The 22,648-nt window shown below is 60.3% G+C and carries 20 protein-coding genes; 6 read left to right on the top strand and 14 right to left on the bottom strand.

Annotated features, from left to right (window positions below):
• Positions 1-120: 120 nt before the first annotated feature.
• From ACN0VH_RS14620 to ACN0VH_RS14610, 3 genes are all read left to right on the top strand, one after another.
• Positions 121-1,920, top strand: a complete 1,800-nt coding sequence (locus ACN0VH_RS14620; protein ID WP_417701001.1) for an ABC transporter transmembrane domain-containing protein — start codon at positions 121-123, stop codon at positions 1,918-1,920.
• Positions 1,921-2,181: 261 nt separating this feature from the next.
• Positions 2,182-4,083 carry an acyl-CoA synthetase gene (locus ACN0VH_RS14615; RefSeq protein ID WP_417701000.1) on the top strand — a complete coding sequence of 634 codons (1,902 nt, stop codon included), beginning with the start codon at positions 2,182-2,184 and terminating at the stop codon, positions 4,081-4,083.
• Positions 4,084-4,304: 221 nt separating this feature from the next.
• Entirely contained in the window at positions 4,305-5,264 is a 960-nt protein-coding gene (locus tag ACN0VH_RS14610; protein ID WP_278922663.1) for an alpha/beta hydrolase, read from the top strand.
• Here ACN0VH_RS14610 and ACN0VH_RS14605 read toward each other — a convergent pair.
• The 13 genes from ACN0VH_RS14605 to ACN0VH_RS14545 form a co-directional block, all read right to left on the bottom strand.
• Complete coding sequence (locus ACN0VH_RS14605) at positions 5,261-6,115, bottom strand: alkaline phosphatase family protein (protein WP_278922662.1); 855 nt, start codon at positions 6,113-6,115, stop codon at positions 5,261-5,263. The genes ACN0VH_RS14610 and ACN0VH_RS14605 overlap by 4 nt on opposite strands.
• Before the next feature lie 207 nt (positions 6,116-6,322).
• Positions 6,323-7,960, bottom strand: a complete 1,638-nt coding sequence (locus tag ACN0VH_RS14600; RefSeq protein ID WP_278922661.1) for an ABC transporter ATP-binding protein — start codon at positions 7,958-7,960, stop codon at positions 6,323-6,325.
• Positions 7,957-8,772, bottom strand: coding sequence for an ABC transporter permease (locus ACN0VH_RS14595; protein WP_278922660.1), 816 nt, complete (start codon positions 8,770-8,772; stop codon positions 7,957-7,959). Before ACN0VH_RS14595 ends, ACN0VH_RS14600 begins: the two co-directional genes overlap by 4 nt.
• Positions 8,769-9,728, bottom strand: a complete 960-nt coding sequence (locus ACN0VH_RS14590; protein ID WP_278922659.1) for an ABC transporter permease — start codon at positions 9,726-9,728, stop codon at positions 8,769-8,771. Before ACN0VH_RS14590 ends, ACN0VH_RS14595 begins: the two co-directional genes overlap by 4 nt.
• A gap of 1 nt (position 9,729) precedes the next feature.
• The gene (locus ACN0VH_RS14585) at positions 9,730-11,313 is read right to left on the bottom strand and encodes an ABC transporter substrate-binding protein (protein WP_278922658.1); all 1,584 of its coding nucleotides are present in this window, start codon (positions 11,311-11,313) and stop codon (positions 9,730-9,732) included.
• Positions 11,314-11,740: 427 nt separating this feature from the next.
• Positions 11,741-12,187 carry a D-aminoacyl-tRNA deacylase gene (dtd, locus tag ACN0VH_RS14580; protein WP_278922657.1) on the bottom strand — a complete coding sequence of 149 codons (447 nt, stop codon included), beginning with the start codon at positions 12,185-12,187 and terminating at the stop codon, positions 11,741-11,743.
• A gap of 54 nt (positions 12,188-12,241) precedes the next feature.
• Positions 12,242-12,925, bottom strand: a complete 684-nt coding sequence (locus tag ACN0VH_RS14575) for a nitroreductase (protein WP_417700999.1) — start codon at positions 12,923-12,925, stop codon at positions 12,242-12,244.
• An 82-nt stretch (positions 12,926-13,007) separates the two neighbouring features.
• Entirely contained in the window at positions 13,008-14,162 is a 1,155-nt protein-coding gene (locus tag ACN0VH_RS14570; protein ID WP_417700998.1) for a primosomal protein N' (replication factor Y) - superfamily II helicase, read from the bottom strand.
• Between the two features lie 189 nt (positions 14,163-14,351).
• Positions 14,352-15,497: an SPFH domain-containing protein gene (locus ACN0VH_RS14565; protein ID WP_417700997.1), complete on the bottom strand. Its 1,146-nt coding sequence runs from the start codon at positions 15,495-15,497 to the stop codon at positions 14,352-14,354.
• 55 nt (positions 15,498-15,552) lie between these two features.
• Positions 15,553-16,500 (bottom strand): DUF2927 domain-containing protein, encoded by a 948-nt coding sequence (locus ACN0VH_RS14560; protein ID WP_278922653.1) that lies wholly within the window; start codon positions 16,498-16,500, stop codon positions 15,553-15,555.
• 15 nt (positions 16,501-16,515) lie between these two features.
• Positions 16,516-17,706 (bottom strand): toxic anion resistance protein, encoded by a 1,191-nt coding sequence (locus ACN0VH_RS14555; RefSeq protein WP_417700996.1) that lies wholly within the window; start codon positions 17,704-17,706, stop codon positions 16,516-16,518.
• A gap of 23 nt (positions 17,707-17,729) precedes the next feature.
• On the bottom strand, positions 17,730-18,665 hold the full coding sequence (locus ACN0VH_RS14550; RefSeq protein ID WP_278922651.1) for a 5-bromo-4-chloroindolyl phosphate hydrolysis family protein: 936 nt from the start codon (positions 18,663-18,665) through the stop codon (positions 17,730-17,732).
• Between the two features lie 172 nt (positions 18,666-18,837).
• On the bottom strand, positions 18,838-19,983 hold the full coding sequence (locus ACN0VH_RS14545) for a pseudouridine synthase (protein ID WP_417700995.1): 1,146 nt from the start codon (positions 19,981-19,983) through the stop codon (positions 18,838-18,840).
• A gap of 63 nt (positions 19,984-20,046) precedes the next feature.
• Between ACN0VH_RS14545 and ACN0VH_RS14540 the strand changes: the two genes are divergently transcribed.
• Together ACN0VH_RS14540 and ACN0VH_RS14535 are read left to right on the top strand one after the other, a co-directional pair.
• Positions 20,047-20,511 (top strand): nucleoside deaminase, encoded by a 465-nt coding sequence (locus ACN0VH_RS14540; RefSeq protein ID WP_278922649.1) that lies wholly within the window; start codon positions 20,047-20,049, stop codon positions 20,509-20,511.
• A gap of 142 nt (positions 20,512-20,653) precedes the next feature.
• Positions 20,654-21,277: a DNA-3-methyladenine glycosylase I gene (locus tag ACN0VH_RS14535; protein WP_278922648.1), complete on the top strand. Its 624-nt coding sequence runs from the start codon at positions 20,654-20,656 to the stop codon at positions 21,275-21,277.
• A gap of 93 nt (positions 21,278-21,370) precedes the next feature.
• Here ACN0VH_RS14535 and ACN0VH_RS14530 read toward each other — a convergent pair whose 3' ends face one another.
• Positions 21,371-22,063, bottom strand: a complete 693-nt coding sequence (locus ACN0VH_RS14530; RefSeq protein WP_278922647.1) for a metal-dependent hydrolase — start codon at positions 22,061-22,063, stop codon at positions 21,371-21,373.
• A gap of 295 nt (positions 22,064-22,358) precedes the next feature.
• Here ACN0VH_RS14530 and gatC point away from each other — a divergent pair, with 295 nt between their 5' ends.
• The gene (gatC, locus tag ACN0VH_RS14525; RefSeq protein ID WP_278922646.1) at positions 22,359-22,646 is read left to right on the top strand and encodes an Asp-tRNA(Asn)/Glu-tRNA(Gln) amidotransferase subunit GatC; all 288 of its coding nucleotides are present in this window, start codon (positions 22,359-22,361) and stop codon (positions 22,644-22,646) included.
• Positions 22,647-22,648: the final 2 nt, after the last annotated feature.

Genomic DNA, 22,648 nt, shown 5'->3' with positions numbered 1-22,648 from the left:
CCCTGGTTTGTCGGCACCCAGAGCCCACAGCCGCTTGACCTGCAGGTCTGGCGGGGCCATGAACCTGACTGGACCGCAGGGCGAGGGGCCCTGACAGGGAAATCGGCAAAAGGATCCGGCATGGCGCGAAACAAGGTTTCTCCGACCTCGCAAGAAGAGCGTGAGAGCTCTCGGGAAATTGGCGTTCTGGGGGCGTTGTGGCCCTTTATGCGCCCCTACCGGCTGCTGATGTTTGCTGCCACCTGTGCCCTGGTGATGACCGCTGGTCTGTCGCTGACGCTGCCTTTGGCGGTGCGGCGTGTCGTCGACAATTTCCGGGTGTCGGAAAGCGCCTTGCTGAACCAGTATTTCATGGCTGCGCTGGTCATTGCTGCCCTGTTGGCGGTCGGAACCGGGCTGCGCTACGCGCTAGTGACCCGGCTGGGAGAGCGGGTTGTTTCGGATATCCGCAAAGCGGTGTTTGACCGCGTTATCGGCATGAGCCCGACCTTCTTTGAAAAGATCATGACCGGAGAGGTACTGAGCCGGATCACCACCGACACCACGCTGATCCAATCTGTTTTGGGTTCGTCTGTGTCGATTGCCCTACGGAACCTGTTGATCTTTATTGGTGGCATGATCTTGATGCTGCTCACCTCGGCTAAATTGACCGGCATGGTCCTGTTGATTGTGCCTGCGGTGATTGTGCCGATCATGGTTTTGGGGCGGCGGTTGCGCGGTATCAGTCGCGAAAATCAGGATTGGATCGCGGCCTCTTCGGGCAATGCCGGCGAAGCGCTTGGCGCGGTGCAGACGGTGCAGGCCTTTACCCATGAGGCCGCCAGCCGGGAGCAGTTTTCCAAGATGACCGAGACCGCCTTTGGTGTGTCTGTCACGCGGATCAAAACCCGCGCCTATCTGACTGTGATCGTTATTTTCCTGGTGTTTTCCGGTATTGTCGGGGTGCTTTGGATGGGGGCCAATGACGTGCGCGCAGGCGTGATGAGCGAAGGCACCCTGATCCAGTTTGTCATCTATGCGGTTTTGGTCGCCGGGTCTGTTGCGGCCCTCTCTGAAATCTGGAGCGAGCTGCAGCGCGCCGCTGGTGCCACGGAACGGTTGATCGAGCTGCTGAACGCGACGGATACGGTGAAAGACCCCAGTGCTGCAGCGACGCTGCCCACCCCGGTGCGCGGTGAAATCTCTTTTCAGGGGGTTTCCTTTGCCTATCCGGCACGCCCCGCTGTGCAGGCCCTGGATGATGTGAACCTTGAGGTGAAGCCGGGTGAAACCGTTGCCTTTGTCGGGCCTTCGGGGGCTGGCAAGACCACCATCATCCAGATGATTCAGCGGTTTTACGACCCGGATAGGGGTGCTGTGTTGCTGGATGGTATCGCCCTCCGCGATCTGCGGCGCGATGACTTTCGCAAACATATCGCCATGGTGCCACAGGATCCGGTGATCTTTGCTGCCTCGGCGCGCGAGAACATCCGCTTTGGCCGTCCGGAAGCCACGGATGCCGAAGTCGAAGCCGCTGCCGCTGCCGCCGCTGCGCATGATTTCATCTCTGCCTTGCCAGAGGGCTACGACAGTTTTGTGGGTGAACGCGGTGTGATGTTGTCGGGGGGGCAGAAACAGCGGATTGCGATTGCCCGCGCCATCCTGCGCGATGCGCCGGTGTTGCTGCTGGACGAGGCCACCTCGGCGCTGGATGCTGAAAGCGAACGACTGGTGCAGGCCGCGGTGGACAAGCTGAGCCTGAGCCGCACCACCCTGATTGTGGCGCATCGTCTTGCCACGGTGAAGAAGGCTGATCGCATCGTCGTGATGGAGAATGGCCGGGTGGTTGCCACTGGCACCCATGATGCGCTGGTGGCTGAAGGTGGGCTATATGCGCGGTTGGCGCGGTTGCAGTTCACCGATGGGTTGGCGGCCGAATAGCCGCTAGCCCGGCGTGGCGGGGGCAGGGCGCCTGCCATGCTTATGATTATGCCTCGGTCGGATTGGCCGGGGCGCTTTTACTGCCTTGGTATCGGCCTGTTTTGATCTGCGTCGATTTCTATTGACCTGTATCGCCACGTCAGTTTTCCCTCTTGCCTTGACGTGACCCCGCGCATGCGCTTGCACGCTGCGCCGTTTGGTCCCAAATTGAGCCCAAAGAGGATATCTCCTGGGCATGCCCGGGGTTAGGGGAGGATAGGAATGGCTTTTGCCACGATTGAAGACAGCATTGCGATGGAACAGGAAGCAACCTGGGAGGAACGGGATAACCCGGTAACGCTGTACCAGTTGTTGTCGCGCACCACGGGCAGGTTTCCCAATAACAACGCCGTCAGCTATCAGATCTTTTCCGGCCCCACGGATAAGGCGGAAACACTGACCTGGAGCCAGTTGAAGGATCAGGTCACCCAAGCGGCGAATATGTTCCGCAAGCTGGGCATCGGCGAAAAAGACGTGGTGGCCTATGTGCTGCCCAACAGCAATGAAACCCTGGTAACGATGCTTGGCGGTGCGGTGGCAGGGATCGTCAACCCGATCAACCCGCTGCTGGAGCCGGAACAGATCGCGTCTATTCTGCGCGAAACCAAGGCCAAGGTCGTGGTGACGCTCAAACCTTTTCCCAAAACCGATGTGGCGCAAAAAGTAGCCGAGGCGGTGCGCCATGCGCCGGGGGTGAATACGGTGCTAGAGGTGGATCTGAACCGCTATCTGACGCCGCCAAAATCCTGGATCGTGCCGCTGCTGCGCCCCAAGCTGGAAAACAAGGATAAAATCGCCCACGCGGATTACAAATCCTTCCGTCGAGAGATGCTGAAACAGCCCACCACCCTGGCCTTTGCCGATAGTACCACGGACCGGGTGGCCTGTTATTTCCATACCGGTGGTACTACCGGCATGCCCAAGGTGGCGCAGCACACCTATTCAGGCATGATTTACAACGGCTGGATTGGCGATACGCTGTTGTTCACCGAGAATGACAACATCATGTGCCCGCTGCCGCTGTTTCATGTTTTTGCCTGCCATGTGATCATCATGGCATCGCTGTCTTCCGGGGCGCATGTGGTCTTTCCAACGCCGCAGGGCTATCGTGGCGAAGGTGTTTTTGACAATTTCTGGAAACTGATCGAACGCTGGAAGATCACCTTTATCATTACCGTGCCGACGGCCATTTCGGCCAAGATGCAGCGCCCGGTGGATGCGGATATCTCCACCGTCAAGACTGCTTTTTCGGGGTCTGCGCCGCTGCCGGTTGAACTGTATCGTCGTTTCCAGGACGCTACAGGCATCAATATCATCGAAGGCTACGGTTTGACCGAGGCCACTTGCCTGGTGTCGTGCAACCCGGTCGACGGGGAAAAGAAGATCGGCTCTATCGGCATCACCTTCCCCTATACAGATGTCAAAATCGTCAAGAGTACGGCTGATGGCATGGTCGAATGCGGTGTCGATGAGGTGGGCGAAATCTGCATCTCGAACCCCGGTGTCTATGCCGGCCACACCTATACCGAGGCGGCGAAAAACGTCGATCTCTACTATCAGGACAAATATCTGCGCACCGGTGATCTGGGTCGCTTTGACGCGGATAGATATTTGTGGATTACCGGTCGGGCCAAGGACCTGATCATTCGTGGCGGCCACAACATCGACCCGGCTGAAATAGAAGAGGCCCTGCTGGGCCATGAGGCGGTCGCCTTTGCCGGGGCGATCGGCCAGCCCGATGCCCATTCCGGAGAGCTGCCCTGCGCCTTTGTCGAGCTGGTCGACGGGGCCACTGCCACGGCAGAGGAGCTGCTGGAGTATTGCAAGATCCATGTGCATGAGCGCGCCGCAATCCCCAAACACCTGACGGTGATGGACGAGCTGCCCAAAACAGCTGTTGGCAAGATCTTCAAACCGGATCTGCGCAAACATGCCATCGCCCGTGTCTATAATGACGCGCTGCTGAAGGCGGCCTGTCCGGCGCGGGTAGAGGCGGTGATCGACGATAAAAAGCGCGGCTTGGTTGCTCAGGTTGTGGCCAATGGTGCCAGAGATGGGGATATTGCTGGCGTGCTGGGCGGCTTTACCCGTCCCTGGGAACACCTGCCCGCCGAGACGAGCTGATAGATGGCGGATCGAACCGGGCGGGGCGCCAGGGCGAGGAAAAACAGCCAGGCATCGGGGGCTTTGGCCGTGCCTGGAGGTCCGCGCCTTTGATCAGAAATTCGCCCTTGCCACAGGACGCGCCCCAGCCGGGCGCGTCTTTTTTCTTCATTTGCCATTTCCATCACCGCTTGCTCTGGCCTAGTCTTGCGCCGTGAAACTACCGCTACGAAGGATCGGGAATGGACTACGAACGGCTGATCGACGAAGAAACCTGGGCCTTCATTCGCAAGACCGGGGAGTGCTATCCAGAGGATGCTGTCGCGCAAAGCATCGCCGAGCAGCGCACGCTTTATGATGAAATGGCGCGGGCCTTCCTGGCGGCACGTCCGGCCTTGGTCGAAACCGAAGACCGCCAGATCAGCGCTGCGCCCGGCAATCCCGATGTGTCGCTGCGGATCTACAGCGCGGGCGATCCAACGCGCACGGTACTGTTTTGCCATGGGGGCGGCTTTGTGGTTGGCGGCCTTGAGAGCCACGATGACATTTGTGCCGAAATCTGCGCCCAGACTGGCTATCGCGTGGTGGCCGTGGACTATCGGCTGGCGCCAGAACATCAACACCCGGCGATGTATGACGATGCATGGCAGGCGCTGTGCTGGGTGATCACGACCTATGGCGAGGGGGTTGTGCTGATGGGCGATAGCGCCGGGGCAAATCTCTGTGCTGCGCTGGCCCATGGGGCGCGGGGCGAGGCCGCGGTTCAGGCGGCCATTATGGGGCAGGTTCTGATCTATGGTGCCTTTGGCGGCGATGTGAATGCAGGATCCTACCTTGAACATGCGCATGCCCCGATGCTGACCCGTGACGAGGTGCTGTTCTACCAGGACATTCGCCGCCCCAAGGGCAGCAGTCCCAGCACAGAGGCTGACCCCAGCTATGCGCCGTTGCAAGATAGCGATTTCAGCCATCTGCCGCCCACGGTGCTGGTATCGGCCGATTGCGACCCGGTGCGCGATGACAGCCGCGACTACCGCGACAAGGTGCTTGCTGCGGGCGGCAAGGCCTATTGGGTCAACGAGCCGGGCCTGGTCCATGGCTATCTGCGGGCCCGCCACACAGTGGGGCGCGCCCGCGATAGCTTTGAACGGATCTCTGCAGCGGTAGAGGCCCTGGGGCAAGGGCTTTGGCCCTATGATTAACGCGCGTTGGGGGCTTCGCTGAGAAACGACTGCGCCTTCATTGTATCGGCTACAGGCGCGCCCAGTCGGCTTAGGATGGTGGGGGCCAGTTGACGCTGGTCGATAACATCGTCTTTCGCCGGCCCCTGCGCATCGCCAAAGTAGTAGAGCGCGGTTTCCTGTTGCAGCGCGCTGCGCCCGCCGTGATGGCCGCGTTCGTCCTGGCCATGGTCGGCGGTGACGATCACCTCATAGCCCATCTGACGCCAGCGGCTGATAAAGGGGGCCAGCATTTCATCCATGACAAAACAGGCGTGGTCCATTTCCTGGCAGTCATGGAAAAAACGATGTCCCATACTGTCAAGCGTGCAGGTGTGCAGCATGCCGTAGTTCAGGCCAAAGCGCAGGCAGAGATTGGTCAGGGTGCCAAAGAGATCCACATCCGAGGGCGTCATCTGGTTGGTCAGACCATAGCCAGTCATGGTGTGGAAACGACCATGGTTGATACTGTCGCTTTCGGGTTCGTCATATTCAATATCGCGCACAAAATCAAAAGGGTGGCGGTTGAAAAACTGCGACCAGAAACTGTGCGCCACGGCCCCTGTGGTGCCCCCGGCTTCACGAACTTGGGAAAAGACATCCTTGTGTTCCAGTCGAAAGACATTGCCATTTCCGGTACAGCCATGTTCGGCCGGGGCCACGCCTGTGTGGATCGAGGCATAGCAACTGGCTGAAATTGAGGGCAGCACCGCGCGCTGTTTCCAGACACGGGCGTCGCCGCTGTCGACCCAGCCTTCCAGATTGCCAAATAGCCGCCGAAAGTTGCGATAGGGCACCCCATCCAGAATGATGAGAAGCAGTTTGTTGTCCATGGCGCGAATCCTTTGTCTCTTTGCCCCATCATTGCGATCAAATCTTGAATTGCCATTCAGAAAGTTGATCCTGGCGTGAAATGGCATCATCATAGGGCCGTGATGGCGCGTCACGGCCTACAGAAAGCGCCGCGCCATAGCATCAGGCCCGCGCAATCGCGCGGGCCTGAGCCTGTCATTCGTGTTGGTTGGTGGGGCGCGCTTGGCTCAGTTGCCGGCGCTTTCCATCTTGCGGTTGGAAATCACCTCTTCCAGCCAGCCCAGACGCATTTCCGGCACCGAGCTGAGCAACAGATCTGTGTAGTCGTCAAAGGGCGGGCTCAGCACCTGGGTCTTGCTGCCATAGCGCTGCACCTTGCCCTGATACATCACCGCAATGGTGTCGGAAATGGCGCGCACGGTGGCCAGATCGTGGGTGATGAAGAGAAAGGCAACATCCTCGATCTTTTGCAGGTTCAACAAGAGCTTGAGAATGCCATCCGCGACCAGTGGATCCAGCGCCGAGGTGACCTCGTCACAGATGATCATCTTGGGTTTGGCCGCCAGGGCGCGGGCAATGCAGACCCGCTGCTTTTGTCCGCCTGACAGTTCTGCCGGGTAGCGATCCATGAAGTCTTCGCCCAGCTCGATCTCGTCCAGCAGTTCGATGATCCGCTTGCGTTTTTCCTTGCCCGACATGTTGAAATAGAACTCAAGCGGCCGACCAATGATGGTGCCCACGGTCTGACGTGGATTCATCGCCACATCTGCCATCTGGTAGATCATCTGCAATTCGCGCAGATCCTCGCGCGAGCGTCCCGCCAGATCGGGCGAGAGCGTCCTTCCGGCAAATTCGATCTCGCCTTCGCGCGGCGGCAATAGCCCGGTGATCACCCGCGCAAGGGTCGATTTGCCCGACCCGGATTCGCCCACCACCGCCAGCGTCTGCCCCGGATAGAGATCGACATTGACGTTGTGCAACACATCGAACTGCGTGCCCTTGTAGCGGGCAGTGATATTGCGCACGCTCAGCACGGGATCCCCGGCAGACTCTTTTTCCGCATGTTCAATCGACCGCACCGAGACCAGCGCCTGGGTGTAGTCTTCTTGCGGGGCGTTGATGATCTGATCAACCGAGCCATATTCGACCATATTGCCGTGGCGCAGCACCATGATATCGTCGCTGACCTGGGCCACAACGGCCAGATCATGCGTGATATACAGGGCCGCAACACCCGTTTCGCGGATGGCGGCCTTGATGGCCATCAACACGTCGATCTGGGTGGTGACATCCAGCGCGGTTGTTGGTTCATCAAAGACCACCAGGTCCGGTTCGGGACACAGCGCCAGCGCCGTCATACAGCGTTGCAGCTGCCCACCAGAGACCTGATGCGGATAGCGGTCGCCGATGGTTTCAGGGTTGGGCAGGCCCAGCTTGTCAAACAGATCTCGGGCGCGGGCCTCTGCCTCTTTGCGGCTGAACTTCTTTTGTTCGACAGCCGCTTCGACCACCTGGTCCAGGATCTTTTTTGCCGGGTTGAAAGAGGCGGCGGCAGATTGGGACACATAGGTCACCTCGGCGCCGCGCAGTTTGCGAATGTCGCCAGTGCCCGATTGCAGCACATCGCGGCCATTGATCCAGACCTCACCCCCGGTGATTTTGACACCACCGCGGCCATAGGCCATGGCGGCTAGGCCAATGGTCGATTTGCCTGCCCCGGATTCCCCGATCAGCCCCAGAACCTTGCCCTTTTCCAGATCAAAGCTCACCCCGTGGACAATTTCGATGTCATGGGGTTTTTCACCGGGCGGGTAGACCGTTGCGCCGATTTTCAGGTCGCGGACCTTCAATTGTGGATCGCTCATCCGCGGCCTCCTTTCAGTGAGGTGGTTCGGTTCAGCACCCAATCCGCCACCAGATTGACCGAAATAGCCAGGGTGGCGATGGCAAAGGCCGGCATCAGCGCGGCAGGAATGCCATAGACGATACCTTCGGCGTTTTCCTTTACGATGCCGCCCCAATCCGCCTGTGGTGGTTGGATCCCAAGGCCCAGGAACGACAGGGTCGACACAAAGAGCACCATGAAGATAAAGCGCAGCCCCATTTCAGCCACCAGCGGTGACAGCGCATTGGGCAGGATCTCACGGAAGATGATCCAGATGGTTTTTTCACCACGCAGGCGCGCAGCCTCGACGTAGTCCATGACCTCGATATCCACCGCGACAGCACGCGACAGGCGGAAAACGCGGGTGGAATCCAGGAGGCCCATAACCAGGACCAGCACCGGCAGGGTGACAGGCATCACCGACAGGACAACCAGCGCAAAGATCAGCGAGGGGATCGACATCAAGAGATCGACAAAGCGCGACAGCAGCTGATCAACCCAGCCCCCGGCGACAGCGGCCAGAAACCCGAGCACAGATCCGGTGGTAAAGGACAGGATGGTCGCAGCGGTGGCAACAAAGATGGTGGTACGCCCGCCATAGATCATCCGGGACAGAAGATCGCGGCCAATGCCATCGGTGCCCAGCAGGAATTCGGCGCTGGGGGGATCCCAATAGCCCGTGCTGACCACCTCGGCATAGCCGTAGGGGGCCAGGAGCGGCGCGAAGATGGCGGCAAGAAAGTAAAGTGCGGTAAAGAAGAGCCCAATGGCTGCAGCAAGAGGTATTCTCATTTTGGATGCCTCAGTCTTGGGTTGGACAGGATAGAGACAATGTCGGCGATCATGTTCATGCCGATGTAGACGGCGGCAAAGATGATGCCGCAGGCCTGCACAACGGGCACGTCGCGTTTGGAAACACTGTCCACCAGATATTGGCCCATGCCAGGATAGACAAAGACAACTTCGATCACCACGACGCCGACAACCAGATAGGCAAGGTTCAGCATCACCACATTGACGATGGGTGCGATGGCGTTTGGCAGCGCATGGCGCACAATCACCTGCAGCCCGTTCAGGCCCTTCAGTTCAGCCGTCTCGATATAGGCCGATTGCATCACATTCAAAATGGCGGCGCGGGTCATGCGCATCATATGGGCCAGCACGACCAGCGTCAGGGTCGCGACGGGCAGGGCGATAGATTCCAGTTTGTCGAACAGCGCCGCATCCGGGCGAAAGGCCGTGGCGGTGGGGTAAAACCAGCCCAGTTTGACGCCAAAGAAGAACATCAGGACATAGCCGATCAGAAATTCGGGAATAGAGATTGAGGCAAGCGTGACGCCAGAAATCGCCTTGTCGGGCCAACGTTCGCGAAACCGCACCGCCAAAAGCCCCAGGAAGATCGCCAGCGGCACGGCGACGATGGCGGCCCAGAAGGCCAGGAAGAGCGTATTGGACAGGCGCTGAGAGATGCTTTCGCCGATATCGCGCCCAGAGGTCAGAGCAGTGCCCAGATCGCCCTGCACAAGACCGCCCAGCCAAGAGAGGTAGCGCTGCAAGGCGGGTTCATTCAGGCCAAGTTCGGCACGCAGGTTTGCCAGGGCTTCAGGGGTTGCAGATTGTCCCAGAATGGACTGTGCCACATCCCCTGGCAGGATGATTGTACCGGCAAAAATCAGCCCCGAGACGAGAAACAACAGGATGAGGCCCAACGCAATGCGTTGGGCCAACAATTTGATAATCAGGGGCATCTTATGCCTTCACCCACATTTTCATTGGGGCGTAGGCGTTCATCAGCGGCTGGCCTTTGGTGTTTTCCACCCAGCCACCCAGACGATCCGATGTCGCATCAACAAAATCGTTGAACATCGGACAGATCAAGCCGCCTTCGTTGCGCTGGATTTCGCCCATGTCCGCATACATTTGCGTCCGCTTGGCAGTGTCCAGCTCGGCGCGGGCTGCCAGCAGCAGCTGGTCGAACTTTTCATTGTTGAACCGGGTGTCGTTCCAGTCTGCCGTCGACAGATAGGCGGTGGTGAACATCTGGTCCTGCGTCGGACGACCCCCCCAGTAGCTGGTGCAGAAGGGCTGTGCATTCCAGACCTCGGACCAGTAACCGTCATTGGGCTCGCGCTTGACGTTCAGGTTGATGCCCGCGCTGGCACAGGACTGCTGGAACAGGGCTGCCGCATCTGGTGCGCCGGGGAAGGAGTTATCCGAGGTGCGCAGCAGGATCTCGCCATCATGCCCCGATTTTTTCAGGTGGAACATGGCTTTATCCGGGTCGTATTCACGCTGCTCGGCAGGGGTGAACATCGGATAGGAAGAGTTGATGGGGCTGTCGTTGCCAACAGAGCCATAGCCGTTCAGAACCTTGTCGACCATTTCCTGACGGTTGATGCCATATTTCAACGCCATCCGCAGATCGTTGTTGTCAAACGGCGCGGTGTCGCAGTGCATGATGAACACATAGTGGCCAGGGCCGGATGTGGAATGCACATTGATATTGGGAGCGCGGTCAACCAGTTTCGCCGTCCGGGGTGGAACCCGGTCGATCATGTCAACCTGACCAGACTGCAGCGCAGCAACGCGGGCGGTGTTGTCGTTGATCACGATCAGCTCAATGGTGTCGGCATAGCCAAGGTCGCCCCAGTGGTTGGGGTTCTTTTCGGCGACGATACGCACGCCCATGTCTACATCCTTGAGGATATAGGGACCGGTACCAATGGCGGCGGTGGGATCATCCATGCCACCATTCGGCTGGATCACCAGGTGGTAATCGGCCAGCAGATAGGGAAGGTCGGCGTTGGGCGATTCCAGCTCAATAACAACATTGTTGCCATCGGCCGACACGTTCTTGATGCCGCGCATGATGCCAAGCGCGCCAGACTTGGTGTCTTCGCCCGAATGGCGTTCCATGGTTTTGACGACGTCTTCGGCGGTGACGGATTTACCGTTGGAGAAGGTGATGCCTTCGCGGATCTTGAAGGTCCAGACGCGGGCATCAGCCGAGGCCTCATAGCTTTCCGCTACTTTGCCATCCAGGCCGCCATCGTCGTTCAGTTCTACCAGGGACTCGCCCCAGAGGCGGATCATCATCAAGGCGACCATATTGGTCGACAGGGCTGGATCCAGGCTGTCGGTGGTGCTGCCGCCTTGCAGGCCCATACGGATGGTCCCCCCCTTTTGCGGCTCGGCAGCGTGGGCTTGCGAGGTCAGCAGGGTGCCGGCAGCGGCGGCGCTAAAGCCCAGGGCGGCGGCTTTTGCCATGAAGTCGCGGCGGCTGAGTTTGCCGGCGGCGGCATGGCGTGCCAGAAAATGAAGGTGATCGTTCATCGATGTCTCCCAGTTATTATATTTGCGGCCTGCGATCCCGGAACGCGACCTTGGCGGCAATTTCTTGTATGGTGCGACAAGATTTGCGCATTTGCCGCGACCTCGCAAGCTTTAATAACGACAAGGCCGGGCTGCGGAAACTTTTGCAAAGTTTCACATTCCGCCCGGTGTCGCCTTCTTAAGGTGTCATGCCGCATTTGCGAGGTAAACCAGCTTTTGTAGCGGTATTTCACTTCTGCTGAGTTTTTATGACCTTTGGGACCAAGCCCTGCATTTTTTGGGAAAACTGTCGGGCAATGGGGCGTTTCTTGTAAAACTGATGCGAATCCGACCTCGAATGGTCAAAGAGCGACTCTGTCCTGCCACTGCAGAAAGGACGGGTCTAAGGGGCGGAACCTGGCAAGTCGTCGGCAGTGGCGCGCGCGGCCTAGCGGTCGGCGCTGTCCATCCAGATGGTCACGGGGCCATCATTCAGCAGACGAACCTTCATATCGGCGCCAAATTCGCCGCGTTGTACCGGCAGACCCAGCGCTTCCAGTTGATCGGCAAAATAGAGGTAGAGCGCCTCCCCCTCTGCAGGGGGCGCGGCCGTGGAAAAGCCAGGTCGGTTGCCACGGTGGGTTTCGGCGGCCAGGGTAAATTGGCTGATCACCAGAATAGACCCCGAAATATCCACCACAGAGCGGTTCATCTTGCCGGCATCATCGGTAAAGATCCGCAGCTTGGCGATCTTTCTGGCCAGGTAATCGGCCTGGGATTTGCCGTCGCCCTGCATGGCGCAGATCAGCACCAAAAGCCCGGCGTCGATCTCGCCGATCACCTGTTGATCGACGGTAACCGAGGCTTGCGAAACACGTTGAATGACTGCACGCATGGAGAAAGAACCTTTGCAACCGCCTTTACGGCGGCGGGGGACAGGGGCCAGCGTCTAGTCGCGCCAGTCGGTGAATTCAGGCAGGGCGGCGCGGCTGGTGCGAAAACGATTGGCGGGGTGGTCCGGATCGCCATAGCCAAAGGAAATGGCGCAGAGGATCTGGCGGTCCTCTGGAATTTGCAGCATTTCGTGCAGCAGCGGCGCAAAAGAGGCCACCGCCGCCTGGGGAATGCTTGCCACGCCGACAGCCTGTGCCGCTAGGGTGAAGCCTGCGACAAAACCACCGCAATCCATCGCGCCATATCCTCCCAGATCGTTTGGTGTCGACAGCACCGCGCAGTGGGGCGCGCCAAACAGGGTGAAATTTTCCATCATCTGCCGGGCAGATCCGGCGCGGTCGCCTTTTTCGACCCCGACCGCCTCGTATAATGCCCAGCCGCATTCCCGGCGCCGGGCTTTATATTCATCCAGATAGGCCTTGGGGAAGTCGAGATCAGGACTGTGGCCGCCCGCCATGGCCGCCTGTGTCAGGGCGTGACGCAGGCGATCGGTTTCTGCGCCGCTGGTCACGGTGACTTTCCACGGCTGCGCGTTGCACCAAGAGGGAACTTTCTGGGCGCATCTCAGGATGTCTTCGATCATCGCGCGCGGCAGCGGATCGGGGCGAAAGGCGCGGCAACTGTGGCGGGCGGAAAACAGCGCCTCAAGAGCGGGCAGGCTGGGCAGCGGAGCGGTCATATTATGTCGTCCTGTCATCAGGTATTGGCATTTGTCTTGCGGGTTTCTTGCCCCGGATTTTGGGAAATCATACCGCCGACGGCTAGCTTTGGGCGCCAAAATAGGCGGCGACGCCCAACAGCGCGAGCCCCAGAAGAACGGCACCGGCGATCTTCCAGCTGGAATAGGGGCGTTCGCCCTGAACCCTGCCGCTTTGCCCGTTGATTACAAAGCGATAGGTCTTGCCGCGATATTTATAGGCGGCCATCCAGACCGGCAGCAGCACATGTTTGAAGGTCACGTCCGAAAGCGCCGTGTCGATGTTTGAAATACGCTGGCGGTCGCCGCCGATGTCAAACCGGACGTCGCGTTCGATCACTCGATCCATATGGGCGCGTGCCTCATTAAAGCCCTCGTCCAGGGGGATGGCATAGGCTTCGGCGCGAAAGCCGGCCAGAAACTGCGGCTGATAGGGGGCAAGATGCGACAGATCCCAGGGTTCCAGCGCATCGGTATAACGTTTTGGCAGGCTCTTGGAGGCCAGCACCAGCACATCGTCAAAGAACCGTGAAACCCGGCCGGACACCGGGGTCCAGCGGATCTTGGCCACCCTGCGGATTTCTGCCTTGCCATCCACCATCACCGTTTCAGAGACGTAATAGGTGGTGCCCCGCGCCCCGGAATAGCGGCTCTTGGTCTTGGCGTCATAGGTCCAGTAGGGGACGTAGATTCCCTCCATGCGCCGCCCCTTGCGGGCATAGGCCTGCAGGCCATTAGGGGCAAACCACAGAGAGCCGAGCCAGTTTGCCATAGCCTTTTGTGCGGCAGGTTCTGCCAGCATGAAGGGCACGACGCCCTTGGGTTTGATGTGGCGGCTCTCGCCGGTATCTGCCACTACGGGGGTAGCGCAGAACGGGCATTCCAGCGCATGGGTTTCATCCGAAAACTCGACCTGGGCGGCGCAGTTGGGGCAGGTGGAAACCCGCGTTACCTCCATCTCGGCTTCGGGCAGGCGCGCGGCCAGCGCGGCCTTGAAATCCAGCTCGCGCAGGGCACCGCCCTGTGGGGCGGCCTCTTGCACCGCTTGACCATGACCACAATGGCCGCAGATCAGGCGCCCTTCCTTTGGGTCAAAACGGTAGTCGGCACCGCATTGTTCGCAGGGAAAGCGGTTGGTTTCGATCGGGCTTTGCGGGCCTGCTGGGTCCCAGCTGTCTTGCGGGGCGGCTGGTGGTGCAGGTGGCGGAAGGTCAGTCACAATACTACCAAGGCTAGAGGCCGAAAACTGGCCAGTGAGAGCAAGTTGCGCAAAAACGGGTGCCGGTTTTGCGCTAATGAACATGCTATATCGAATGTCTATGGCCAGTCACGTGGATGCAAGTGAACGCGACAAGCCCTGGAATAGCGCCAGCGGCGCGGCATCAACGGGCCGGTTGCCTGCTGCGACTTAGGCGGCTGGCGGCGGTGGCGGCGGTGGCAGGATAGTGAAGAGCTGTGCCAGTTCAGCGACGTCACCGGCGCGCATCCACCCGTCCTGGCCAGGTGTCCACACATGGGTGTCACGGGTCAGGCTACCCTCCTGTGCCATGCGGCCCAGACGCGCCTTGGAAAAGGGCCCAGAGGTGGTGCCATTCTCAGCCGTGTGCCAGACATGTTCGACCGGCGGTGGCGGTGGGGCTGCGGGGGCGGCTGCCTGCGCTGGTGCTGCGACGGCAGGGCGGGCCCCCCAGGGGCCAGCGGCCTGGCCGGTATTGGCCATTTGTTGCGCCATGGCCATCCCCATGCCCATGCCCATTCCGGCCCCCATGCCACTGTTTGGGGCGGTTGCGGCGGCTTCCATTGCCTCGGCGGCGGCAAATTGGGTATAGCGGCCCAGATCGCCGACAATGCCCATCTGGGTGCGCTTGTCCATCGCCTGTTCGACCGCAGGCGGCAGCGAGATGTTTTCAATATACAGTTCGGGGATGCTCAGCCCGTATTCCGCCAGGGTTGGCGCGATTTCGGCAGCGACCAGCTTGCCCAGATCAGCGGTATTGGCCGCCATATCCAGCACCGGAATGCCCGATCCTGCCACCGCGCGCGAAAACTCTTGCACGATGATATTGCGGATCTGGAAAGAGATCTCATCCATGGTGAATTCACCATCGGTGCCAACGATTTCAGTCAGAAAGCGCGCGGCATCCACCACCCGGACCGAATAGCTGCCAAAGGCGCGCAGTCGTACCGGGCCAAATTCGGGATCGCGACAGATGATCGGGTTCTTGGTGCCCCATTTCAGGTTGTTGAAACGGGTTGTATTTACAAAATAGATTTCGGATTTGAACGGCGACTGAAAACCATGATCCCAGTGCTGCAGTGTGGTCATCACCGGCATGTTGTTGGTTTCAAGCAGGTAAAGGCCCGGCGTGAAGACATCTGCCAGCTGGCCTTCGTGCACAAAGACCGCCGATTGGCCTTCGCGGACGGTCAGCTTGGCGCCGTATTTGATCTCATGCGCTTCGCGTTCAAACCGCCAGACCATGGTGTCGCGGCTGTCATCGGTCCAGTGGATGACGTCGATGAATTCGCCTTTGAGAAAGTCAAATATTCCCATGGTTCAGGTCCTTTTCTATAGTCGTATGTAAGGCAGGCAAACGGGGCAGTTGCAGCTAGAGAGGCTGCCCCATTACGTCGCGGGCAAGGATGCGTATGATGGGGCGGGCTTCTTCGACGCTCATGCCTGTGCGCAGGCGCGGATCATAGAGCATTTCCAACAGCAGCTCGTCATGACGGGTCAAGAAGGCAAATTCATCATCGTCATTAAAGATAGAGGGGCGGGCGCGCGGGCTGTCGTTCAGCAGGCCAAGGCCCTGCGCGACCTCTTCGTGGATGCAGCTGTCGCGCACCAGATCGGGGTGTTCGGCGCGGATCAGCGCAACGCCGCGCAGATAGTCGAACGGTGCATTCTGTGGGCCGCCTGCCAGCACAAAACAATAATGCGTGCGCGGTGGATTGATAAAGAGTTGCAGGTCGTTGTCGCTGAGATTGGGCAGCAGGGAGCGGACCGTTTCGGCCACAAAGGCGCGGTCATCGGCACTGGCAAAGATCACGTGGAAATTGCCCCGTCTCGGCGCGGTTGTGATGCTATGGCCGGTGACCCGCGCCAGCCGTTCGCCATAGGCGCGCAGCACCTTGCGATCACGATTTCGTTGGCTTTCGGGCACCGAGGGGCCAAATTCGGCAACCAGTTTCACCGGGCCGGACCAGCGGCTTAGCCCACCGGTCAAACCGCCGCCGCGCCCACCATATTCACTGTAAAAGGCAATGGCCTCAAAGTGCTCTGCCAGATCATCGGCATCAAAGGGGGTTTCCGGCCCGCCGCCGTCCGTGCGCAGCAATCCGCGGGTTAGTAGATCCTGTTGCAGCACCCGGTAATAGTTGCGCAGCTGGGCGCTCTCGGCCGAGGGGGGGCGATAGGCTGCAGGCAGCACATCTGGACGCGGCTGCGGTACCAATGATGTGGTATCATTGACGGGCAGACAGGCGGTCAGCACCGCGAGGGCGGCAAGGCCAATGCCTGCCGCTGCCGGGGGGGCGAGGCTGCGCCACAGGGCCATGGACGCCCGCCGCATTTAACCAGGTACCGAGGTGGCGGCGGTATCGCCGACCCCATCCTTGCGCGCCTTGGCAGCCGCCAATGTGTCGCGCAGCTCGGCTTCCATCTTTTTCAGCTCTGCTTCGGCGGCAGCACGGCGGGCCTTGCCTTCATCGGCGATTTGCAGGCTTTCCTGGATGGTGCCCACCAGATCCGCATTGGCCTGTTTCACGGCTTCGATGTCAAAGACGCCGCGCTCCATCTCTTCTCGGATCATCTTGTTGCTTTGGCGCAGGTTGGCCGCATTGGAGGTCAGCAGCTCATTGGTAAGATCATTGGCCGAGCTGACCGCCTGGGCGGCCTCGGCAGAGCGCTGGATGGTAACCGCCTGGGCAAGCTGGGTTTCCCACAGCGGTACCGTATTGACGAGGGTTGAGTTGATCTTGGTGACCAGGCTTTTGTCGTTTTCCTGCACCAGCCGGATCGAGGGCAGCGACTGCATGGTAACCTGGCGGGTCAGCTTGAGATCATGCACCCGGCGTTCCAGATCGTCACGGGCAGCACGTAGATCGCGCAGCTCTTGTGCGCGCATCACCTGATCGGCCTCTGGTGCGGCGGCAACGGCGGCCTCCAACGCTGGGATATCCGTGGCATCCAGATCGGCCAGCTTGGCCTCGCCGGCAGCGATGTATAGCGCCAGTTCGTCATAAAAGTTCAGCGTTTTCTCATAAAGCATATCCAGCGATTTGATGTCTTTCAGCAGGGTGTGCTCATGGCCCAACAGATCATCGGTGATCTTGTCGATCTGGCCTTGAATGCTTTCAAACCGGGCGGTGAATTTGGCAAAGGGCGCGGCGCGGCCCAAAAGGCGCTCCCAGAAGCTGGGTTTGCGGCGCACGTCCAGTTCCGAGACCGAAAAGCCGCGGATGGTGGTGACGATATTGCGTAGCGAGTCGCCTGCCGGGCCGACATCCTTGTTGCGCACATCCGCCAGCATAGCCTGACTGATTGTCTGCAATTCCGCCTGAGCGCCAGAGCCGAAGCGGATGATCGAATTGCTGTCGCCCATGTCGATTTCACCGATCCGGGTCTGGATTTTAGCGCTTACCTCTGGCGTGGCCTCTTGCAGCGGCGCCACTGCCTCAACGGGTTCGGGCAGGGTTGTGGCGGCAACAGCCATGACCTGGGCCTCGGCTTCGGCGGCTTTTTTTTGAACTATTTCAGACATCAAGAGGGTTCCTTGCAAAGAGGTTAGCTACGGTCCAGATGGACGCCTTCACGCTGTAGCCGGTCGCGCAGCACATCAATTTCAACGGTCAGATCGCTGCGGTCTTCCAGCAGCATCTTGCGGGTGCGGGCAGTAAAGTTCTGTTCCAGGTCGTGCAGCAGGGCCAGGTAATCGCTGCGGGCCGTCGCATCGCCGCTGCGGGTGTATATGTCGGCAAATTTCACTGTGGCGTCGCGCGCGCCCTGCAAATAGACCGTCAGGTACTTGCGGGCGGCGGTCAGATCGCGCGGGTCTTCTTCGACCGTGCGAAACAGCTCGCGCGCGACGGCCTGAAACTGTTCGACCCTTTCTTCGACCTCGCGGTCGCGGGCCCGCAGCGCGGCATCGGTCATGGCATCCAGGTTGAATTCAGCTTCCTCGACGGCGCGGGCTACCCGGTTTTGCTGAAAGTCATCAATGCCTTCGGTGCCCTTGTTCTGCAAAGGATCCAGACCAAAGGCAGCCAGATGCAACCCGCAGGTCGCTAGGCCATAGATGGTGGCAATCAGCAGACCCGGTTCGGCCTTCCAGGCGGCAAGCGCTGCGCCGGTGCCAACCAGAAGGGCGGCCAGGATCTTGCGGGGCAGGGCGGGGCGGCGGGCCACGCGCCGGGCCTGAAAGGCAGCTGTGGCGCGCAGGCCTTCGCGTAGCATATAGGCCCCGCCCGTCCAGAGTGCCGCCGCCACCAGCCCGAGGGCCAGCCCGGTTGCGCCGTCATTGAGAGAAAGCAGCAGCATCAGCCCCGCTGGGATGAACATCAGGTTCGCGCGCAGCCCCACCGGATCGGTGGTGGCATTGCGGGTGCTGGCATGGGGACGCGCCAGGGGCGCATTGTCAGAGGCGGCGCCTTGCTCTGCGCTGTCCCGGCCAGAGCGGGAGGAGCCCTTGGGGCTGAATTTACCGCCAAACTGTTGTGCCATGCGTCAGCCCCCCACGATCCAGCCAGTGCTCAGGCCGATCATCAGGAATAGCAAAGCGGCAAAGGCAATTTTCTGCACGCGTGTTCCCCTCGCAAAGCGCTGTTGTCTCTTGTTACCAAGAAACTAGGGGATGCGAGAGGTACTTGCTAGGGGGAAGTCTTCCCGAAGTGCCTCAGCGGCGGGGATTCTTGCCACCGGGGCGATTTTTTGGCCCTGATGTCCGGCCTGCAGGTTTGCCTGATGCTCCGCTTCCGCTGGGTTTTCCGCCAAATTTACCGACAGGTTTTCCACCTGTTCTTGCGCCAGGTTTGCCGACGCCGCGCTGGCTATCGGATTGTTTGCCAGGGCCGCCGGGGCGTCCGGTTGGCGCCCCCACCGAGCGCCCAGCAGGGGCACCGGGCCTTCCCGGTTTTCCTGCTGGTTTTCCGGCCGCTTTGCCAAAGGGCTTGCCGCGGGTGGGCCGACGGGCCGGGGTCTCTTCCACCTCTTCGGGTTCCAGCCCCAACTGATCGCGCACCACACGCGGGCGCAGCTCTTCCACCTCGCCCAGCTTCAGGGTGCCCAGCTGAAACGGGCCATAGGATAGCCGCAGCAATCGGTTGACGTTAAAGCCGATATCTTCCAGCGCGCGGCGGATCTCGCGGTTCTTGCCTTCGCGTATGCCGATGGTCAGCCAGGCATTGGCGCCTTGCTGGCGATCCAGCGCAACCGTCATGGGCTGAAAGCGTTCGCCGTCAATCACCAACCCCTTGCGCAGGGGTTCAAAATCTTCGTCCTTGGGGCGGCCATTGATCCGCACCCGGTAGCGCCGCAACCAGCCTGTCGAGGGCAGCTCAAGGCGGCGTTTGATGCCACCATCATTGGTCAGCAGCAACAGCCCTTCGGAGTTGAGATCCAGGCGCCCAACCGTCATCACCCGCGGCAGGTCTTCGGGCAGTTCGTCAAAAATGGTGCGCCGCCCCTTTTCATCGCTGTTACTGGTCACCAGCCCGGCGGGCTTGTTGTACAGCCACAGGCGGGGTGCTTCGGCCTCGGGCAGGGGTTTGCCATCCACCAGAATGCGGTCAGCGCTGCTGACATTCAGCGCCGGGCTGTCGATCTGGCTGCCGTTGACCTTGACCCGACCCTCGGCAATCATGCGCTCGGCCTCGCGGCGCGAGGCAACACCCGCCCGCGACAATACCTTGGCGATGCGGTCCCCGGTTGGGGAGCCGTCGCTAGGGGAGGACGCATCAGGCACTGCCTTGCTGGCAGACTTGGCGGAGGCTTGGGCCTTGGATGGGGCCTTGCCCTTGGGGGGTCGGGGTGCTTTGCTCATGGTTTTGGGACATAGAGCATTCCGCTGGCTTGCGAAAGCTCCCATTCCGGGGCAGGAAAGGCCATGGAAAGAAAACCCGCCATGTTCACATCGCATATGGAAACAGCCCTTGCAGAGGCCCGTGCCGCCGCCGCGCGGGGGGAAGTGCCGGTTGGGGCCGTGCTGGTCGCGCCGGGGGGGCAGGTGGTGGCACGCGATGGCAACCGCACCAGGGCGCTGTCGGATCCCACCGCCCATGCCGAGATTCTTGTGCTGCGCGCGGCCTGTGCCGCTGTCGGCGCAGAGCGGCTGCCGGGCTATGATCTCTATGTCACGCTGGAGCCCTGTGCCATGTGTGCGGCTGCCATCGCGGCGGCCCGCATTCGGCGGGTCTATTACGGTGCATCAGACCCCAAGTCTGGCGGCGTGGCGCATGGGGCCTGCGTGTTCTCGCACCCCCAGGCGCATCACGCGCCAGAGGTCTATGAGGGTATCGCCGAGCTGGAAGCCGCAGAGATCCTGCGCGATTTCTTTGCCGCCCGCCGATAGGCGCATGGCCGGTGTCCCTGCGCTGCCGCTGTTTCGCCGACTGGATTTTTGCCCGGCATTTCAGTAGGTGAGGCGAGGTCAGGGCGGTTTGAACGGCGCGCCGTGGTCAAAACAACGGGGGCAAGGAAAAGGGAATAGGCGAATGAGCAAAGTGATCACCGGGCAAGACGGCCAGCCCCGCTGCGCCTGGAGCGCCTCGGCGCCTGAATTTGACGCCTATCATGATGCCGAATGGGGCTACCCCGTAGGGGATGATATCCGCCTGTTTGAGAAAATCTGCCTCGAGAGCTTTCAGTCGGGACTGAGCTGGCGCACCATTCTGGCCAAGCGGGAAAATTTCCGCCGCGCCTTTTGCGGTTTCGACTGGACTGTGATCGCCTCTTTCACCGAAGAGGATGTCGAACGGCTGCTGCAGGATGAGGGCATCATTCGCCATCGCGGCAAGATCGAATCCGTGATCAACAATGCCCGCTGCGCCCAGGAACTGGTGGCCGAAGCGGGCTCGCTGGCGGCGTTTTTCTGGAGCTTCGAGCCAGACCCCAAGACGCTGCCAGAGCCGCAGACACAAAGCACCAGCCCCGATTCTGTTGCCCTGTCCAAGGCCCTGAAGAAACGGGGCTGGAAATTTGTCGGCCCCACCACCGCCTTTGCCTTCATGCAGGCGATGGGCTTGATCAATGATCATGCCAGGGGCTGCATTTGCCGTGCCAAAGCCGATGCCGCACGCGCCGCTTTTATCGCCCCACAGGTAACGCCGGGGGCGTGACGCAACCGCGCCGGGCGTTGCCCGGCGCCCGGCCCAACGGGCGCGGTTCTGCGCAGCAGAGCCGACAACGGGCGGGAGCGCTTCCTGCGCGTTTCAGACCTCGATTGCCTGCATTACCTGCGGTTCGATCACCGCGACGTCGGGCAGGGCCTCGATCAGAACATCGGCGCTCTGCTCCAGGATGGGAAAGGTGCGGTAGTGGCAGGGAATCAGCATCTTGAACTTGAAATAGCGCTTTGCAGCATAGGCGGTCTGCTGCATATCCATGGTGAAATGGCCCCCCGCGCTCAGGATGCCGATATCGGGTTTGTAGTAGTCGCCGATCCAGTCCATATCTGCCATCAGGGCTGTATCGCCGGACAGATAGATCGTCCTGCCCTCGGCCATGATCACATAGCCCACCTCAGAGCCGCCGGCCCGTAGCCCCTCTTCGGTGGTAAAGGTCGAGCTGTGCGAGGCAGGCACCATGGCCAACTTTGGCCCGCCCAGATCCACCGTGCCGCCCTTGTTGAAGCCTATGGTGGAAATCCCCTCGCTTTCGCCCCAAAAGCCCATCAGGTCATACTGCCCCACCACCGGGATTTTCAGGGCCTTGGCCAGCGGCAGCACATCCACCACATGGTCAAAATGGGTATGGGTCAGAATGATATGGGTCGCACCGTTCACCGCCTCGTCGTGCTGGCTCTCTTGCAGCGTCGGATTGCCGGTCAGCCAGGGATCAACCAGCAACACCCTGTCGCCTGTTTCGATGCGAAAGCTGCCATGTCCCAGCCAGATGATTTTCATGTCGCTCTCCCTTGGTTTCAAATCAAGCGTGTGTGTCGTCAGCCTAGGGGCTGTGCAGATGAATGCCACCCCATTCTGGCCCGAAGCGCCCCATTGTGGCGCAACACATGTACACGCGGCAGTGCATGGGCTGATTATTGCTGCTGCTTTTGGCGGCAGGTGGCGGGGCAGGGTCGTCCCGCAGTGGATTTTGACGCGGTTTTCCCCGATATTCACACCACCAGAGCAGAGCACAGGCTTGCGGCGCGCGCATCGCCCCGGTAAATGCCACCATGAACACGAGATGAGGGTTTCCATGTCGATTGACCAAAACACCGCCGCCAAAGTGGCCAAACTGGCCCGGATCAAGGTGGAAGATGACGCGCTGCCAGCCCTGGCCGCCGAATTCAACACGATCCTAGAGTTCATCGAACAGCTGAACGAAGTCGATGTGGAAGGGGTTGAGCCAATGACCTCGGTCACGCCTCAGCGTCTGAAACGGCGTGCGGATGTGGTCACCGACGGCAACCAGCAGGACAGGATCCTGTCCAATGCCCCCGATGCCCGCGAAGGCTTTTTTGCTGTCCCCAAAGTGATGGAGTGAAC

Source organism: Pseudophaeobacter sp., from assembly GCF_048267565.1.
Taxonomy (GTDB): Bacteria; Pseudomonadota; Alphaproteobacteria; order Rhodobacterales; family Rhodobacteraceae; genus Pseudophaeobacter; species Pseudophaeobacter profundi.
This window is presented reverse-complemented; position numbering and strand designations above follow the sequence as displayed.

What these genes read in the sequence shown, in the direction of transcription:
- ACN0VH_RS14620 (WP_417701001.1), top strand. Translation starts at nt 121, where the DNA reads ATGGCGCGAAACAAGGTTTCTCCGACCTCGCAAGAAGAGCGTGAGAGC.
- ACN0VH_RS14615 (WP_417701000.1), top strand. Translation starts at nt 2,182, where the DNA reads ATGGCTTTTGCCACGATTGAAGACAGCATTGCGATGGAACAGGAAGCA.
- ACN0VH_RS14610 (WP_278922663.1), top strand. Translation starts at nt 4,305, where the DNA reads ATGGACTACGAACGGCTGATCGACGAAGAAACCTGGGCCTTCATTCGC.
- ACN0VH_RS14605 (WP_278922662.1), bottom strand. Translation starts at nt 6,115, where the DNA reads ATGGACAACAAACTGCTTCTCATCATTCTGGATGGGGTGCCCTATCGC.
- ACN0VH_RS14600 (WP_278922661.1), bottom strand. Translation starts at nt 7,960, where the DNA reads ATGAGCGATCCACAATTGAAGGTCCGCGACCTGAAAATCGGCGCAACG.
- ACN0VH_RS14595 (WP_278922660.1), bottom strand. Translation starts at nt 8,772, where the DNA reads ATGAGAATACCTCTTGCTGCAGCCATTGGGCTCTTCTTTACCGCACTT.
- ACN0VH_RS14590 (WP_278922659.1), bottom strand. Translation starts at nt 9,728, where the DNA reads ATGCCCCTGATTATCAAATTGTTGGCCCAACGCATTGCGTTGGGCCTC.
- ACN0VH_RS14585 (WP_278922658.1), bottom strand. Translation starts at nt 11,313, where the DNA reads ATGAACGATCACCTTCATTTTCTGGCACGCCATGCCGCCGCCGGCAAA.
- dtd (WP_278922657.1), bottom strand. Translation starts at nt 12,187, where the DNA reads ATGCGTGCAGTCATTCAACGTGTTTCGCAAGCCTCGGTTACCGTCGAT.
- ACN0VH_RS14575 (WP_417700999.1), bottom strand. Translation starts at nt 12,925, where the DNA reads ATGACCGCTCCGCTGCCCAGCCTGCCCGCTCTTGAGGCGCTGTTTTCC.
- ACN0VH_RS14565 (WP_417700997.1), bottom strand. Translation starts at nt 15,497, where the DNA reads ATGGGAATATTTGACTTTCTCAAAGGCGAATTCATCGACGTCATCCAC.
- ACN0VH_RS14560 (WP_278922653.1), bottom strand. Translation starts at nt 16,500, where the DNA reads ATGGCCCTGTGGCGCAGCCTCGCCCCCCCGGCAGCGGCAGGCATTGGC.
- ACN0VH_RS14555 (WP_417700996.1), bottom strand. Translation starts at nt 17,706, where the DNA reads ATGTCTGAAATAGTTCAAAAAAAAGCCGCCGAAGCCGAGGCCCAGGTC.
- ACN0VH_RS14550 (WP_278922651.1), bottom strand. Translation starts at nt 18,665, where the DNA reads ATGGCACAACAGTTTGGCGGTAAATTCAGCCCCAAGGGCTCCTCCCGC.
- ACN0VH_RS14545 (WP_417700995.1), bottom strand. Translation starts at nt 19,983, where the DNA reads ATGAGCAAAGCACCCCGACCCCCCAAGGGCAAGGCCCCATCCAAGGCC.
- ACN0VH_RS14540 (WP_278922649.1), top strand. Translation starts at nt 20,047, where the DNA reads ATGGAAAGAAAACCCGCCATGTTCACATCGCATATGGAAACAGCCCTT.
- ACN0VH_RS14535 (WP_278922648.1), top strand. Translation starts at nt 20,654, where the DNA reads ATGAGCAAAGTGATCACCGGGCAAGACGGCCAGCCCCGCTGCGCCTGG.
- ACN0VH_RS14530 (WP_278922647.1), bottom strand. Translation starts at nt 22,063, where the DNA reads ATGAAAATCATCTGGCTGGGACATGGCAGCTTTCGCATCGAAACAGGC.
- gatC (WP_278922646.1), top strand. Translation starts at nt 22,359, where the DNA reads ATGTCGATTGACCAAAACACCGCCGCCAAAGTGGCCAAACTGGCCCGG.